We start from the raw sequence: 16381 nt of genomic DNA, 5'->3' as shown, positions 1-16381 counted from the left end.
CACTTTTTTTCTCACAAAAAATTCATAAAGAAATAGAAAACGTATACAAAAGCTTGTGTGTAGCTATTTTGAAGCCGAAAAATTGTTCGTTTATAACTAGACACCTGTAATGAGAAGTGTTATCATTCTAAATGATAATGAATCTCAATATCACCAAAAGGGAGAGGTACATATAATGAAAGCTACAAAAAAGAGGGTTACTTTTATCTTGATGCTTGCGCTCGTTCTGATGTTAGCAGCGTGTGGTAACGAGAATGAGAAAAGCGAATCAAGTGAAGGTGAGAAAACCAATGAGATGAAAACATTTACTTTGCCTGACGGGCAAGAATTTGATATTCCAGCTAATCCTGAACGAATTGTTGCAACCGATTACGTTGGTTATTTCTTATCATTAGGGATCACTCCAGTAGGAGCTCCGGATCAATTTGTGCTAGATAATCCTTATTTTACTGAAGAACAAATTGCGGATATTGAAGATATTGGAACGCCGCCATCTGTGGAGAAAGTAACGTCACTTGATCCGGATTTGATCGTTGTGACGGATCAAGAACAATATGATCTTCTTTCTAAAATTGCCCCAACTGTCCTAGTTCCATTCGGAGCTTATGATTCACTAGATGAAGAAGTGACGGCTATGGGTGAAATTGCTGGTAAAGAAGATGCAGCGAAAGAGTGGATTGAACAGTTTGATGAAAAGGCAGCCGCAGCGCGTGAAGAACTAGACGGTGTTATTGGGGAAGACGAGACGGTTGGCATATACGAAGTACAAACGAAAGATTTCTATGTCTTTGGTGATAACTTTGGTCGTGGTGGTCAGGTCATCTACGATGCTCTTGAGTTAAAAGCACCTGAGAAGATCCAAAAAGAAGTGATTGAAGGAGACAACTGGAAACAGATTTCGCTAGAAGTATTGCCTGAATATGCAGCTGATCACATGTTTTACACCGAGTATGCCGCTGAGGATAATCAAGATGTACTAAAGGAAACGAAGGAAAGTGCCCTCTGGCAGAACCTCGATGCTGTGAAGAATGGTCACCTCTATGAAATGAACTTTGAAGAAATGTACTACTATGATCCAATTGCAGTAGAAGGTCAGCTAGATCAAATAGTGGAAACATTTAAAGAAAACAATGAATAATGAAGAAATCCTGGTGCCTGGCACCGGGGTTCTTTACTACATAAAGCAAGGAGTTATCACATGTCAAAGAAAGTTGAGCCGACTGCAGATAAAATAGAAAATCAGCTAGCTGTTCAATCGCGACCTGTTACGGCTATGCTTATTTTAGTTGCTGGTAGTGCGGCCCTCATTCTGAGCCTTGGACTATCAATCGCGCTTGGAGCAGCAGATATAAAGTTAATGACAGTCTGGCAGGCGATTTTTCAATTTGATCCAACCTCAACAGAACATTCGATCATTCGTGAATTTCGAATGCCGCGTTCAGTTGCTGACATATTAATTGGAGCAAGTTTTGCTGTTGCTGGTGCTATTATGCAAGGGGTGACGCGAAATCCTCTTGCTGACTCAGGGTTACTTGGTTTAAATGCAGGAGCAACATTAATGATTGCGCTTAGCTTTGCTTTTTTCCCAGGTCTATCTTATAACAATTTGATGCTGTTTTCTTTTATAGGTGCTGGTATTGGGGCTGGATTAGTGTTTGGTATCGGTTCCTTATCAAGAAATGGTCTCTCGCCTGTTCGGTTAGTGCTTGCTGGGGCTGCTGTGAGTGCTCTCTTTACTGCAGTGAGTGAAGGAGTCGCTATTCATTTTCAGCTATCCCAGAACCTTGCCTTCTGGTTTGCCGGAGGAACAGCTGGTTTGAAGTGGCCACAAATTCAGATTCTATTGCCGTGGATCATTGTAGCCCTCATTGTAGCGCTATTTCTTTCCAAATCGATTTCGTTACTTAGTCTTGGAGAAGATGTTGCCGTAGGTCTTGGTCAGCGTACAAAATTAATAAAAGCTCTAGCGGCAGTTGTTGTACTAGTGTTGGCAGGTGCTGCCGTGTCAGCTGTTGGTCCAATAGGGTTCGTAGGCCTAGTAATCCCACATATAGCGAGGTTTCTGGTTGGTGTTGATTACCGCTGGATTGTCCCATGCTCAGCAGTTCTTGGAGGACTTTTGATGATTGTTGCCGATATGGGGGCAAGAATGGTTAATGCGCCATATGAAACGCCAATCGGAGCGATATTTGCGCTTATCGGTGTTCCTTTCTTCCTCTTTGTAGCGAGACGTGAAGGGAGGGAGTTATAGTGGATCTAGATTCTTTATTTGACGTCCAGCGGAGACGGAATCGCCGTCGGTATATTATTATGGCGATTTTTCTCTTATTGATTGTTGTCACCTTTTTAATCAGCCTTAATACAGGGTTAACGAAATTAAGTCCAATTGAAGTATGGAAGACGCTCTTTGGTTATGGAACAGAGCAACAATCGTTGATCTTATTCGAATTTCGCTTACCTAGAATAGTGATTGCTGTTCTCGTCGGTGCTGGTCTTGCCATTTCAGGATGTATTCTCCAAGGCATCTCTCGAAACGCCCTTGCAGATCCGGGGATCCTTGGGATCAATAGCGGAGCAGCCTTAATGGTCGTCATTTTTATATCTTTCTTTCCAAAAACAACGGACGCGCCCATTCTACTCATGCCGTTTCTTGCATTAATAGGTGGATGTGCCACGGCGATCATCATCTATGCTCTTTCTTATAGTAAAAGAGAAGGGTTGATGCCTCAGCGCCTAATTCTAAATGGAATTGCCATCGCCGCCGGTATTGGTGCTCTTATAACTATCTTAACGCTCCGGATGGATCCGTTCGATTACCAATTCATTGCCATTTGGCTTGCCGGTAAGATTTGGGGGACGACGTGGGTCCATGTTCTGACGTTACTGCCATGGATTATCGTTTTATTTACGTTCATATTCTATAAAGCGAGGACGCTAGATGGATTAACTTTTGGTGAGAAGCTTGCGACCGGAATGGGTGTGAAAGTAGAGAAAGAGCGTTTCTTGCTCCTAGGTGCTTCTGTTGCCCTTGCATCTGCTTGCGTATCAGTTAGTGGCGGAATTGGTTTCGTTGGTCTTGTTGGCCCACATCTTGCTCGACAGTTAGTCGGAAATGATCACCGATTCCTGTTGCCGTTGTCGGCTCTTGCTGGTGGACTTGTTCTTTTAGTAGCTGATACGATTGGTCGAACGATTCTCGCACCATCTGAAATTCATGCCGGTATTATGGTTGCGATTATCGGAGCTCCATACTTTTTATATTTACTTGCTAGAGCAAAAGCTTAGGAGGCGAACGATGTGAAGAATGAAATATATGACGTGACGATCATTGGCGGAGGCCCTATTGGCTTATTTACAGCTTTTTATAGCGGTATGCGCGAGCTTAAGACGAAAGTCATTGAATATCTTCCACAAGTTGGTGGGAAAGTGACTTACTTCTATCCAGAGAAAATTCTACGAGATATTGGGGCAATTCCTGGCGTCTCCGGAGCGGATTTGATTAAGCAGCTTGAAGAACAGGCGAGCACATTTGATCCAACTATGGTGTTTGGGGAAAGAGTAGACGATCTTGAGCGAGAAGAGGACGGAACCTATATCTTAACGAGTCATAATGGAGAAAAGCATTACACTCGGACCGTTATTTTAGCTATTGGACATGGGACACTTGGGGTGAAAAAACTTCCAGTTGATGGCGCGGAGCATTTTGAAGGGAAGAATCTTTATTACGCAGTGGATCGTGTGGAAAGCTTCAGAGGTAAGCACGTTCTGATTTCTGGAGGAGGCGATTCGGCGATCGATTGGGCGAATCGGCTTGAACCAATTGCAGATAAGGTAACGATTGTTCATCGCAGAGAGGCTTTTACTGGCCACGAAAGTAGTATCACAGAGATGAACAACTCGGAAACGCACATCAAATGTTCGTGCTATGTATCTGACGTGATTGGTAAGGAGCGTATTGATAAAGTTGTTCTTACTCATGTCGACACAGGTGAAAAAGAAGTAGTTGAAATCGATGCCCTCCTTGTTAATCATGGATTTAATCTCGACTTAGGCGGCATCCAAAACTGGGGAATGACGATGAATGATGGAAAAGTCGTTACGGATGCAAAAATGGAAACGAGTATACCAGGTGTTTTCGCAGTAGGAGATATCGTCACATACCCCCATCGTTTAACGCTCATAGCAGGTGGTCTTGCGGAAGGACCTAAAGCATTAAATAGTGCAAAAGCCTTTCTTGATCCTGAGGCAGAAGCCATGGCCATGTATTCTACACATCATAAGGATTTTGTAGAAGTATAAGCGAAAGGAGTGATTGTGGTGATTCAAACAGAGGATCTTAAGATCGGTTATCAGGAAAACATCATTGTAGATCAGTTGAATTTATCCATACCTGAAGGAGAGATTACGGCTCTTGTTGGAGCGAATGGATCAGGAAAGTCGACCATTCTCAAAACACTATCTCGATTAATGAAGCCAAAAAGTGGAACGGTTTACCTTGATGGACGTGCTATTCATGAGCAGAAAACGCGGGACCTTGCGAAGGAGTTAGCGATCCTTCCTCAAAACCCCACGGCTCCAGAAGGGCTAACAGTTCTAGAACTTGTCACATACGGGCGCTTTCCACATCAGAAAGGACTAAAAGCTCTTACGTTAGAAGATAAAGAAAAAATTGCCTGGGCGATTGAAATGACGGGAATCGGAGAGTTTGCCAACCGTCCGATTGACCAGCTTTCTGGTGGCCAGCGCCAGCGCGCCTGGATTGCGATGGCGCTCGCTCAGGATACGAAAATTCTTTTTTTAGATGAGCCAACCACTTTTCTCGATATGGCCCATCAGCTTGAAGTGCTTGAGCTTCTTCAAAAGTTAAATATTCAAGAAAACCGGACGATTGTCATGGTCGTTCATGATCTAAATCATGCCAGCCGCTACGCTGGTCATATGGTGGCGATCAAAAAAGGGAAAGTGAAGAAAACGGGCACTCCGCTTGAAGTGATGAAATCTGATGTATTAGAAGATGTGTTTGGTGTTCGAAGTGATATCATTTATGATCCTCGTTCGGGCCAGCCGCTTTGTTTGCCTTATGGATTATGTAACGAACTAAGCTATGCTGCTGTGAATGGATGAGCCAAAAAAGCTTGGAAACATATTAATATGTTTCCAAGCTTTTTTTTGTATATTATCTGATAATTGGTGTGAGAAAATGCCACTTATTTAGAAAAAAGATTGAAATTTTCAGACAAAACCGATAAAATATAACGAAACGGGACAGTGTCCCTAAATTAGGAGGTTTTAATGAATGAGTAAAGTACTTCTTATGGGTTCTGGTGAAGTGGGTAGCCATATCTTGGAGTTTCTAGTGAGAGACGCGAAGTGTCCTGAATTAGTTGTATGTGATATAAATGAGGAAGTAGGAATGAAAAAGGTCCATAATGCACTCAGTGGTGCTTCCATTTTCAGACTATATCCCAAAGTTACCTTTAAAAAACTAGATTTGCTTGATGTGGAGACTACAGCTTCTCTAATTAAAAAAGAAAACCCTGATGTGATCATTAATTGCGCTGTTTTACAAACCTGGCATACGATAAGAAAACTACCTAATGAAGTATACAAAAAGTTAAGTGAAGCAAGTTTAGGAGCATGGTTACCGTGCCAATTAGCTCTTGCGTATCATTTAATGCTAGCTGTTAAAGCATCTGGACTTCAGCCCCATGTTATTAACACGGCTCTATCTGATCTAGTAAACCCGGTTCTAGCTAAGGTTGGACTCGCCCCAACAATCGGTATTGGGAATGTTGAATTAATTGAACCTGCTGTAAAACTAGTGGTGTCGAATGAATTACAAGTACCAACTGATATTGTGAAGGTTTACCTTGTGGCACATCATCAATGGTGGGTTTATCCTAGAGAATCTGGATATCAGAAAGCGCCACACTTTATCAAAATAATGGTTCAAGATAATGACGTAACTAGTCAGTTTGATACAGATCAACTATTATGGGATGCAATAAAGTTGTACCCTTCTGGCACGGAATTTACAACTGTATCTGCAAGTTCTACTATTAAAAACATGTATGCGTTATTGAGTCCGTCAGGTATTTTCACACATTCTCCTTCACCAAAAGGATTGCCTGGAGGATATCCAATCGTGCTTAGTAAGAGTGGGGCAGAACTAGCGCTTCCTAAAGAAATTACCTTAGATGAAGCTATCTATATAAACGAAACCTCTGCAAAACTAGATGGCATTAATCAGGTGAAAGAAGATGGAACTGTTGTTTACTCTAAATACACTCATAAAATATTAAAAGAGATGCTAGGTTTTGATCATAAATCCTTCAAACCAGAAGAGAGCTTGGCTCTTGCGAAAGAACTAATGAGTAAATATAAAGACTTCTCTTCAAAGTACAAAATAAGTTAAATTTGCGATGTTAAAAACTGACTTAGACCGAGTCAGTTTTTTTATGTGGTTTTTATTAGTATTTTATAGCTATTAGTAAATGGTATGCTATTGAAAGAAGAGTTAATGTTGATGAGGAGGAAGTTAATGGTGTCTGATTCAAACAAATCATTTTCGCGCATAGCTGCAGTAGATAATGCGATCGACTTGCTATTGTTATTAAGTAATAACAAAGAGAGAAGTATTCGTGAACTTGGAGAGTATTTAAATCTTACGAAAAGTACGCTACACAGAACTTTACAAACACTTGAGAATCGAGGTTTTGTGAAACAAGATTCGATTACTAAAAAATATTCACTAGGTTATAAAATTCTTGAACTTAGCATTAATTTAAAAAGTCAAAATGAATTAAGAAATCTAGCATTGACCTATATGAAGGAATTACGAGACCGTTTAGGAGATACTGTCCAATTAGCTATATTAAACGAAGGGGAAATTCTCATTATTGAAACGGTAGAAGGTACGAAAGAACTTAGGGTTTTCTCTAAGGCAGGTCAAACTTTACCACTTACCTACGGAAATTTCGGAAAAGTCTTCTTATCCCATATGGAGGAGAGGGCCATTCTCCACAATATAGAAAAAAGTCCACTCAAGTCATATGCCTCGAATTCAATTGTTAATAAGGAAGCTTATTTAGAGGAACTGAAGATTGTAAAAGAACGGGGGATTTCCGTTAGTATTGACGATCCAATTGATGGAGCGATTAGTATGGCTGTTCCTATTTTCAATCAAGGAGGGAGGGTGATTGCATCCCTATCAATTGTTGGAGCGAAGACTCCTCATCTTGTGAAGAATAGATTAGAAATAGAAGATCTTATGAAACAAACTGGAGCAAAGATAACTGAAAAAGTGAATCGGTCTTAACTGTTTTATTATTAGAATATGTCATCCTATAGAATAATTAGTTCAAAAAATATATGCATTTGTTTGGGGGACTCGGTTTGATCTATGAAATGAAAACAAGAGAACAGTTACTGGAGACATATGAAATTATGAAAGAGCTTAGGTCGCATTTAGATGAAGAAACTTTTCTTAGTTTAGTAGAAGAAGCTCGAATAAAGGATATGTACCGACTTTTTGCTCTTTACGAAGGGGATGAAATCGTTGCGGTGACTGGATTTAAGCCAATGATTACACTTTACTACGGACGATTTGTTTGGGTATGTGATCTTGTCACTAGTGAACAACACCGTTCGAAAGGGCATGGTGAAAAGCTGCTATCTTTTGTTGAAGAGTGGGCAATTGAAAGTGGATATGGTGCAGTGGCTCTTTCCTCAGGCATTGCTAAAAAGAAGGCTCATCGCTTTTATCAAGAAAAGATGGCGTATGATCAGGTAAGCTATGTGTTTAAAAAGGTATTGAAGTCATAAAGTCAGATCTTAGTAGGTTTGTTTCACTGAATGCTATACTTGGTTATAAGACAAATGAAGGATGTGGCAAAGACGTGAGAAGACTAGGGAAAACAAACTATGAGATTTCTCCGATCGGCCTCGGAACGTGGCAATTTAGTCAAGGGAGCGGCTTAATTGGAAGCTATTTCTCTACGATTTCAGAAGCCGATATGGACGCGATTGTGAAAACGAGCTTAGACGGCGGGATTAACTGGTTCGACACAGCGGAAGCTTATGGAAAGGGAAAGTCGGAAGAAGCCCTTGCTGGAGCATTAAATCGTCTTGGAATAAAAGAAGAAGAAGCGCTAATTGCGACAAAGTGGTGGCCGCTCTTGCGTACAGCAGGATCGATTACAGGAACGATTCAAAAACGGAAAGATGCATTAAAAGGTCGTCGTATTGATCTTCATCAAGTGCATCAACCGTTTTCCTTTTCTTCGCCAGAAAAGGAGATGAAACAAATGGCTTCGCTCGTTAAAGAGGGCCATATTGGCGCTGTTGGTGTAAGTAACTTTAATCGCAATAAAATGGATCGTGCAATTCAAGAGTTGAACCGTCATGGGCGGAGCCTTGCTTCTAACCAAATGAAGTATAGCTTACTCGATAGAAGAATTGAAACGAACGGTGTACTCGATCTTGCGAAGCAGCACGGAGTAACAATCATTGCCTATTCTCCACTCGAACAGGGAATTTTAACTGGAAAGTTCCATGATCATCCCGACTTAGCAGCAAACCTTTCAGGACCGAGAAAGCATATGTCCCAGTTTAAACCACAGGGATTAGCTAGAACGCTGCCACTTATTAATGTGTTAAAAGAGATTGGGAATGCTTATGGAATTGGAGCAGGCCAGGTGGCGTTAAACTGGCTCGTTCATTTTCATGGGGACACGGTTGTAGCGATCCCAGGTGCTTCGAAATTAAAGCATGCAGAAGATAATGTGAAAGTGCTAGGATTTAAGCTTACACAAGATGAGATGAAGAAAATTGATGAAGAGTCAAGAAAAGTTGCGAAGATGTAAAAGGAACATGTAAAAGCCGCACTCAAAGTGGGGTGCGGCTTTTAGTCGACTATATTTTTTCGACTAATTCAAATCCGATATAATCTAGAGCGGATTCAAGGTTTTGGACGGTTTTAAAACGAGGAAGCTGTTCATTCGCTACTTCTTGTTGGGCGATCGAAGGTGTAACTCCTGTAATGATTGTTTCAATTCCCATCAGTTGTATGGATTGAAAGAGATCGCCAAGAATTGTTGGGAAATACCCATCTACAATTTTTAAGCCTGATAAATCAACGATAAAATAATCAATTTGGTTACTTGCCCCATATTGAAGAACTTGTTTAATAATGTTCTCCGCTCTTCTCTCATCAATCACGCCCTGCAAGGTTAATATAGAGATTCCTTTTGTGATAGGAACAATAGGTACGCTTAAGAAATCCATATTATACTTCGTTTGATCAAGCTCGATCATGTACGAAAGAATTTCAGCCATTGATTTTAAATAAGTAATATCCTCTTCATTAAATTCCTTCTCTTCTTTATCCATCACACAAAGCGTTCCAAAAATCTTTCCGTTCGTATCTGTTAGTGAAACACCGAGAAATCCTTTTACCTTTAGTTGTGAAGTTACTTCTAGCTGTCTCGTGATTTCATCATGTGCTAAGTTAGCTGTATGCATGACGCTTTTTTCATTATTAATAATCAACCGACAGTATGTACCACTATACTCCACAGCGTATCCTTCAGGAATGATTTCTTCCTTTTCATTGTAAGAGCTTACAACGGTCATTGCATTGTTACCGCGTTTTGTTACATAAGCGGTATTTACGTTTAAACGGTCACTTATCAATCTAAATAATCGTTTGGATGCGGTTTTAAGTGAATAAAACTCTGTAGAGTCTAAATTGTATTCATTCTGCATGGAAAGCTACTCTCCTTATAACGATTATCTGAGTCGTCGAGTGTCCCTTACATTCTATAATAGAGGTGGGGAGAGGATCAAATTGTTGGAACTTTTCAGTAATCAAAACGTATGACTAGTAACGATGGGAGAGAGTGTATATGAAAGAGCGACCTCGAATAAAAATTGAAAAGTCATCCGTTCAGAAGGGGTTTGATGTTGCAGCCATTACCTTTCTTCTTCTAAGTATTGTCTATATTTCGCTCGAATGGGGTAGCATACCGAATCAAGTTCCAATCCATTTTAATGCTTCTGGTATAGCGGATAATTGGGGACCAAAGGGTACTATTATTTTGTTGCCAATGATGGGAGCTTTTCTCTGGGGAGGTCTCACGGTCCTTGAGCGCTTTCCTCATAAGTACAATTACATTGTGAAAATAACAGATGGCAATGCAGCTCTACAATACAGAAGTGCAGTTGTGCTCATGCGCTTTTTGAAAAATACGATTGCGCTATTCTTTTCGTATGTGACGGTAGAAAGTGTACAATTGGCAAAGGGGATCGAGGAAGGTCTGTCTGGATGGGTGATGCCTCTCTTTCTTACGATGATTTTTGGTGCGATTATTCTCTATATTGTGCATTCTATTAAGTGGAGATAGAGAATAAAAGGAAATACTTCGAATGATGAACAGTAAAGCGCATACAGGAAAAAATCGTGAACATTTTGATGATTTTTCATCAGAATTCCCAAAAAAATCTGCAGAAATTGAGCTTCCGTGTATGGTATAGTGGAGGAGAAGTTTAAACTAAATACATATGTAAATGTTTCATACACAGTTGTATTGTGAATGGACCATTCGTGGGATAAACGAAAGATAAAGGAGCTACGCTATGCTACGCCATGAAGAAGATGTGAAAGTGTTCGCTTTGAACTCAAATCCGGAGTTGGCTCAAGAAATTGTAGAGACACTTGGGGTTAAAGTTGGAAATTGTTCCGTCAAACGCTTTAGTGACGGTGAAATCCACATGAACGTTGAGGAAAGCATCCGTGGTTGCGATACATACCTTGTACAATCCATCGCAGGCTCAGGAAACGATTATTTGATGGAGCTCTTGATTATGATTGATGCATTAAAACGAGCATCAGCCAAAACCATTAATGTTGTGCTACCGTATTATGGATATGCAAGACAGGATCGAAAGACAGGACCTAGACAGCCGATCACAGCAAAATTGATTGCGAACATGCTAGAACGTTCAGGCGCAACGCGCGTGTTAACCATTGATTTGCATGCCAACCAAATTGAAGGATTTTTCAATATTCCAGTTGACCAAGTTTCTGGTATTCCGATCCTTGCTGAATATTTTGAGAACAAGAATTTAGAAAATGTTGTTGTTGTGGCACCAGACAATAGCAGTGCGCTTCGTGCACGTAAATTAGGGTCCATGCTAGATGCGCCAATCGCTTTGATTGATCGTCGTTCTTATGACACGGGAGAACCATCCACTGTGAATGTTATTGGAGATGTTCAAGGAAAAACAGCGATTATTATTGATGATATGATTGATACTGGTAGAAACGTTACGTTTACTTCACGTATCCTTGAAGAAAACGGTGTGAAGGACGTCTACGCGACATTTACCCACGCTGTTCTTTCTGGTCACGCAACGGAAGAAATTGCTGAATCGAACATTAAAGAAGTGGTTGTAACGAATACCATCTCACTTCCGGATTCAGAAGATCTTGAGAAAATTAAAGTTCTATCGATTGCGCCACTACTTGCTGAAGCGATTCGAATCGTTCAAGAAAAGCTTTCGATTAGTCAAATACGCTAACATGATGAAGGGAACTGTTGACTCAGTTCTCTTTTTTGTATGGATTTGCTAATGAATGTTGTTGATTTTGTTCATCAGAGAGCTGAAAGGTGAGTGAAACAAAAAATTCATTCAACGAGTCAAAATCGAGGGATCAACAATATACGCTAACATAGCTTTTTGGTTGCGGCATTTCGAATTAGGGGTAACTCAGGATTGCGAGTCACTCCCGTCATCGACTTTTATTAAACTTGCTTGAATGATATAACGATCTGGTGCGGAACCGAGATAATCAAATGGATAGCATGTGGTGAGTGTGAGAGTGGGGGAATTCTTATCCACAATAACGCTACGATCATGCTCGTCTGTAATCCACGTTTTGCGGATTTGATATTCATATGTTGTATCGTCTAATGTGAGGTAAAGACGATCACCTTTTTTTAGTTGATCAAGACCGTCAAAAACGGTATCGCGGTGTCCTGCAAGTGCAGTGTGGCCTGCTTGACTTGGTAAAGTTGTGAACTCTGTGTCATACATACCAACTCCCTGTTTCAACGTTTGTTCATCGGTTCCCCAATAGATCGGGTAGAGATATCCTAATTGAGGGATCGTTAATTTACCGATTTTTTCCCCTGTTTTCGCATGAAATGCTTCACTTGATGGAGTAGCATCACTTGTCTGAATCACTTCTCGATTAACTGTCTTTTGATAATCAGTTTCTTCCCAATTCCTTGAAATAGCCTGGGCTTTTTCAGGTTGAAAGGTTGCGCCACTCTTCTGACTCCACCATTCATATCCGCTCCATCCGGTTATGATCATGCCGATTAAAATGAGTAACATACTGAGCTTCTTTACCAACAGTAATCACCTTCTTTAGAAATCGAGATAGGCGTTCGCCTATCTCGCTGGGATGGTATGTGTGTTAAGAGTGGACGCGTCTTTTTAAAAGTAGAAGAGAGCCGAATGCGGCGATGGCAAGTCCAAGCAACATATAAACAGGATAGCTAGTAGCTGTATCGGCCATTTCAGCACCTTCGCTGTCAGCTGCTTCTGAGCTTTCTTCGCTTGTCATCTCTTCATCGGAAGATTCGCCGCCTGATGTAGCTTCTTCATCAGATGAAGTAGAGCCGCTATAGGAATGAGTTTCACAAGCTTCACCATCATTGTCACGGTCAAGGCCGCTTGGGTCCGCATCAGGATCGTTGCTTTCATAATAATTTTGCGCTTCTTCTTGAGAAGAGAAATCATCGCAATTCTTATCATCAGCCGCATACCCAACGTTCGTAAATCCAAATACCAATAAGAAAGTTGCTAACAAAGAAACGAGTTTTTTCATCTTCTTCCTCCCCGGATTAAGTATTTTTTTGCCATCCCTTGTTATATGGTAACAGCTTCCAGTAGATTGGTCATGTAATATGTCAGAATAAATAGAATAAAGAGAATATTTTACTATGGTTAGAAAACAAGTTTCAGTATAAAAGGGGATACTTGGGAATTTTAATTCTTCCAGTGATTAAGTGATCTATGCTGATATTACTTCCGTTAGGTTTGTATAAAGAGAAACTTCTCTAGGCAGGAAGTTAGGCGGAAAAGGAGATGGGTCGAGTGAAGAGACTATCACTTACTATGGGGCTTACCTGTTTATTAGCGCTAGGTGCATGTTCAGGAACGGGGGATGGGTCTAGTGGAGGGAATGATGCCATCAGTTCGAGTATGAACAGTGAAGAGACTGGTAGTATGTCGAAGAATGAGGAGGCTGAGTCTTCAGAGGAAGAACAAATGGATGAGTCTTCCCTAAAAGTTATGATCTCTGAAGAGAAGACAGATGAGCACGAAGGTCATGGTGCACACGTTAGCATCTCTCTTAAGAACAATGAGATAAATCCAGGTGTTCTGATGACAACAATTACTGAAGAGGAAGAGCTCCTTACAGAAGCCAATGTACGTTTTGAATACTGGAAAGAAGGAGAGGAAAAGCATACCTACACAGAAACGGAAGAGAACGGTGAAGGCATGTATAAGGGGCGATCAGAAATCTCCGATCTGGGAACGTACAAGCTGAAAGTTCATGTTGAGAAGGGGGAAGAGCTTCATACACATAAAGCTTATGTGCTTGAAGTCACGGAGAAATAAGCGTGAAAAGAAAAGGGGCAGTGGAGAAAATCCACTGCCCCTTTTTTCGACAATTATTGAGTTTATTCGGGCGGTGACAGGCACCACTACCCCTTCAACACTTGATCAATTGCGTAAGCAACGCCGTGTTCGGTGTAATCTTTTGTGACCCAGTTTGCTGCTTCTTTGACGCGGTCTTGAGCGTTACCCATTGCGACTCCAAAGCCAGCTTCGCGGATCATCGCAATGTCATTCATGCTATCGCCAACGGCCATGACATTCTCCATTGAAAGGTCAAGCCAGTCGCAAACTTTCATAAGTGCTGCAGCTTTATTAACGCCAGATGGATTGATTTCAAGGTTTGTTGGGCTTGAATTCGTCACTTCAAACGCCTCATTCGCTGTTACTTCATCTGTAATGATTTTGCGAATATCATCGTCTTTAATATCAAAGCCAAATTTCAACCATGTGTAGTCATTGATTTCTCGGTCAAACGGCTTTTGTGTATTAAATACACCTTCTGTTGTAGATGACCAGAAATACACATCATGCTTCACTTTTAGTTCCCACAAACGTTCAACAAGTTCATAATCCAGGTGAGAGCTATCAACTAGGTTTAGTTCTTTATCAAAAATCTGTCCGCCGTTTACTGTAACTAAGTAAGCGGAGTGTCCAAGTTGTTCTGCGATATCACGGCAGAAAGGCAGTGAGCGTCCTGTGCTCAACACGACGTGAATGCCTTTCTCTTTCGCGCGCTGAACAGCCGCTTCATTTTCTTCTGACACGTCTCCGTCATGATTGACAAGAGTGCCGTCCATATCTAATGCAATTAGTTTGATTTCTTTTTCCATCTCTACCACTCCTATTTTTCGCTAACTCTATTTTAATACACTTTTGTGTCGAACTGTAGTCATGAAGCCTAAGACCTAATTATTCATTAAATGATTATAACATGATTGGGACTATGAGGTTAGAAAGGCGAGGTATTAGAACTTTACCTATTTACTTCAGGAGAGGGCGTAATAATATTTTCTTTCGCTAATCGGAAAATAGATGAAAAATTTTAAATTTTTTCAACGTATTTCAGGAAAAAAACTAAAGAAAAATTTCAAAAAACAAGTTTTATCGTTTCTTTTTCGAGGAACTGAAAAAGTGGACTGTTCGTATCACCAATTTGGTGAAGCAGCTGCCTCATTAGCTGAGGAATCATAAAAACCAAAGAGGTGAAAGAAATGAATCCTGAACAAATTGGATTCGCGTTGTTGTATATCGGTGTTTTTCTTCTAATAGGGAAGATCATTCGTTTGAAAGTAAAGGTCTTACAGAACTTATTCCTACCTTCCTCCATTATCGGTGGATTTGTTGCATTGCTTCTCGGGCCACAGGTGCTAGGGAAAATTATGCTGAACTTCGTTTCTGAAGATCATTTTCTCGCAAATGGAATTATGACGGGAACCATTATAGAAGTATGGTCAGCATTACCAGGTTTAATGATTAATGTTGTCTTTGCATCACTATTTCTTGGAGCCACGATGCCAAAGCTCCGCGATATTTGGACATTCGGTGGTCCACAGCTAGCATTCGGCTGGGCTATTGGCTGGGGGCAATATGTGATCGGTTTACTTGTCGCCCTTCTCATCTTAACCCCATTTTTTGATATACCGGCTATGGCTGGTGCGCTGATTGAAGTAGCGTTCGAAGGGGGCCACGGTACTGCTGCAGGTATGGCAAGTACATTTGAAGAGCTCGGATTTGAGGAGGCCTTTGACCTCGCTATTGGTCTAGCGACAGTAGGTGTGCTTTCAGGTGTTATCTTCGGTATTATACTGATTAACTGGGCCGTTCGTAGAGGTAAAACAAAAGTAATCAAAGACGTGAATGGCTTCTCTGATCTTCGTAAGCAGGGCATTATGGAATATCAAAATCGTGAGCCAGCGGGTAAAATGACGACTCGTCCTGAATCAATTGAACCTCTATCGTTTCACTTATCGATTGTAATGCTTGCGATTCTGATCGGTTGGTTAATTCTTCAGGGATTAATTGGTCTAGAGAGTATTACGATTACAAACTGGACAGGCTCAAGCTTCATGAAGTATATACCGCTATTCCCGATCGCGATGTTCGGTGGTATTATTCTTCAAGTCTTCTTCAGCAAGAAAGATAAATACAATCTTGTTGATCGTCGTATGATTAATCGTATACAAGGACTTGCGCTTGATGTGTTAATCATCACAGCCATCGCAACGGTTTCTCTTGATGTCATCGGTGAGTATCTCGTGCCATTCTTAATTTTGGCTATAGCAGGTATTTCCTGGAACTTATTTGGTTTCCTTACACTTGCTCCAAAAATCATTCCAGACTACTGGTTTGAACGAGGCATCGGTGATTTTGGTCAATCAATGGGTGTTACAGCAACAGGATTGCTACTGATGCGCATCGTTGATCCTGAGAATGAATCACCAGCATTTGAAGCATTTGGTTACAAGCAGCTCGTTTATGAACCGTTCCTTGGCGGTGGACTAGTAACGGCGCTATCTGTACCATTCATCGTTCAATTTGGGGCGGTAGCCGGCCTGATTTTCTCGATCATTATGGTGATCTTAGGAATCGTTTCAGGTATTTTCTACTTCGGTAAAGGAAAGCATATTAAGAATAAATAATAGCGCTGTTGAGAAAGACCATCTCTGTTCGAAGGAGATGGTCTTTTGTT

The 16381-nt window shown here is 40.9% G+C and carries 17 protein-coding genes; 13 read left to right on the top strand and 4 right to left on the bottom strand.

Annotation, left to right across the window (positions count from 1 at the left end; genetic code table 11):
• The first annotated feature begins 175 nt into the window (after positions 1 to 175).
• The 9 genes from Q4550_RS02405 to Q4550_RS02365 all read left to right on the top strand — a co-directional run bounded on the left by Q4550_RS02405 (position 176) and on the right by Q4550_RS02365 (position 8864).
• Entirely contained in the window at positions 176 to 1138 is a 963-nt protein-coding gene (locus tag Q4550_RS02405) for an iron-hydroxamate ABC transporter substrate-binding protein (protein ID WP_303530100.1), read from the top strand.
• A gap of 60 nt (positions 1139 to 1198) precedes the next feature.
• Positions 1199 to 2251, top strand: a complete 1053-nt coding sequence (locus tag Q4550_RS02400; RefSeq protein ID WP_303530098.1) for a FecCD family ABC transporter permease — start codon at positions 1199 to 1201, stop codon at positions 2249 to 2251.
• 59 nt (positions 2252 to 2310) lie between these two features.
• Positions 2311 to 3285, top strand: a complete 975-nt coding sequence (locus Q4550_RS02395) for a FecCD family ABC transporter permease (protein ID WP_303530480.1) — start codon at positions 2311 to 2313, stop codon at positions 3283 to 3285.
• 12 nt (positions 3286 to 3297) lie between these two features.
• Positions 3298 to 4299, top strand: coding sequence for an NAD(P)/FAD-dependent oxidoreductase (locus Q4550_RS02390; protein ID WP_303530096.1), 1002 nt, complete (start codon positions 3298 to 3300; stop codon positions 4297 to 4299).
• Between the two features lie 12 nt (positions 4300 to 4311).
• Positions 4312 to 5124 carry an ABC transporter ATP-binding protein gene (locus Q4550_RS02385; protein WP_303530478.1) on the top strand — a complete coding sequence of 271 codons (813 nt, stop codon included), beginning with the start codon at positions 4312 to 4314 and terminating at the stop codon, positions 5122 to 5124.
• A 172-nt stretch (positions 5125 to 5296) separates the two neighbouring features.
• Positions 5297 to 6415, top strand: a complete 1119-nt coding sequence (locus tag Q4550_RS02380) for a saccharopine dehydrogenase NADP-binding domain-containing protein (protein WP_303530094.1) — start codon at positions 5297 to 5299, stop codon at positions 6413 to 6415.
• A gap of 129 nt (positions 6416 to 6544) precedes the next feature.
• A complete protein-coding gene (locus tag Q4550_RS02375) occupies positions 6545 to 7318 on the top strand; it encodes an IclR family transcriptional regulator (protein ID WP_303530093.1) in 774 nt (257 codons plus the stop codon).
• Positions 7319 to 7407: 89 nt separating this feature from the next.
• Entirely contained in the window at positions 7408 to 7824 is a 417-nt protein-coding gene (locus tag Q4550_RS02370) for a GNAT family N-acetyltransferase (RefSeq protein WP_371018192.1), read from the top strand.
• A gap of 74 nt (positions 7825 to 7898) precedes the next feature.
• Positions 7899 to 8864, top strand: a complete 966-nt coding sequence (locus Q4550_RS02365; protein WP_303530090.1) for an aldo/keto reductase — start codon at positions 7899 to 7901, stop codon at positions 8862 to 8864.
• Between the two features lie 49 nt (positions 8865 to 8913).
• Here the strand turns inward: Q4550_RS02365 and Q4550_RS02360 are convergent, their stop codons facing one another.
• Entirely contained in the window at positions 8914 to 9765 is an 852-nt protein-coding gene (locus tag Q4550_RS02360) for an STAS domain-containing protein (RefSeq protein WP_303530089.1), read from the bottom strand.
• A 140-nt stretch (positions 9766 to 9905) separates the two neighbouring features.
• Here Q4550_RS02360 and Q4550_RS02355 point away from each other — a divergent pair, with 140 nt between their 5' ends.
• The gene (locus tag Q4550_RS02355) at positions 9906 to 10403 is read left to right on the top strand and encodes a DUF1648 domain-containing protein (protein WP_303530088.1); all 498 of its coding nucleotides are present in this window, start codon (positions 9906 to 9908) and stop codon (positions 10401 to 10403) included.
• 232 nt (positions 10404 to 10635) lie between these two features.
• Positions 10636 to 11580: a ribose-phosphate diphosphokinase gene (locus Q4550_RS02350; protein WP_303530086.1), complete on the top strand. Its 945-nt coding sequence runs from the start codon at positions 10636 to 10638 to the stop codon at positions 11578 to 11580.
• A 189-nt stretch (positions 11581 to 11769) separates the two neighbouring features.
• On the opposite strand, the gene Q4550_RS02345 is transcribed toward Q4550_RS02350, so the two are convergent.
• Together Q4550_RS02345 and Q4550_RS02340 are read right to left on the bottom strand one after the other, a co-directional pair.
• Complete coding sequence (locus Q4550_RS02345; RefSeq protein WP_303530084.1) at positions 11770 to 12417, bottom strand: class D sortase; 648 nt, start codon at positions 12415 to 12417, stop codon at positions 11770 to 11772.
• Positions 12418 to 12481: 64 nt separating this feature from the next.
• On the bottom strand, positions 12482 to 12895 hold the full coding sequence (locus Q4550_RS02340; protein ID WP_303530082.1) for an excalibur calcium-binding domain-containing protein: 414 nt from the start codon (positions 12893 to 12895) through the stop codon (positions 12482 to 12484).
• Between the two features lie 269 nt (positions 12896 to 13164).
• On the opposite strand from Q4550_RS02340, the gene Q4550_RS02335 reads away from it, so the two are divergent.
• On the top strand, positions 13165 to 13692 hold the full coding sequence (locus Q4550_RS02335; protein WP_303530080.1) for a FixH family protein: 528 nt from the start codon (positions 13165 to 13167) through the stop codon (positions 13690 to 13692).
• Between the two features lie 86 nt (positions 13693 to 13778).
• Here the strand turns inward: Q4550_RS02335 and Q4550_RS02330 are convergent, their stop codons facing one another.
• The gene (locus Q4550_RS02330; RefSeq protein WP_371018191.1) at positions 13779 to 14537 is read right to left on the bottom strand and encodes a Cof-type HAD-IIB family hydrolase; all 759 of its coding nucleotides are present in this window, start codon (positions 14535 to 14537) and stop codon (positions 13779 to 13781) included.
• Positions 14538 to 14903: 366 nt separating this feature from the next.
• Between Q4550_RS02330 and Q4550_RS02325 the strand changes: the two genes are divergently transcribed.
• Positions 14904 to 16331, top strand: a complete 1428-nt coding sequence (locus tag Q4550_RS02325; RefSeq protein ID WP_303530078.1) for a sodium/glutamate symporter — start codon at positions 14904 to 14906, stop codon at positions 16329 to 16331.
• Positions 16332 to 16381 lie beyond the last annotated feature (50 nt).

The organism is Anaerobacillus sp. 1_MG-2023 (genome assembly GCF_030547345.1).
In the GTDB taxonomy this organism is placed as follows: domain Bacteria; phylum Bacillota; class Bacilli; order Bacillales; family Guptibacillaceae; genus Guptibacillus; species Guptibacillus hwajinpoensis_B.
This window is presented reverse-complemented; position numbering and strand designations above follow the sequence as displayed.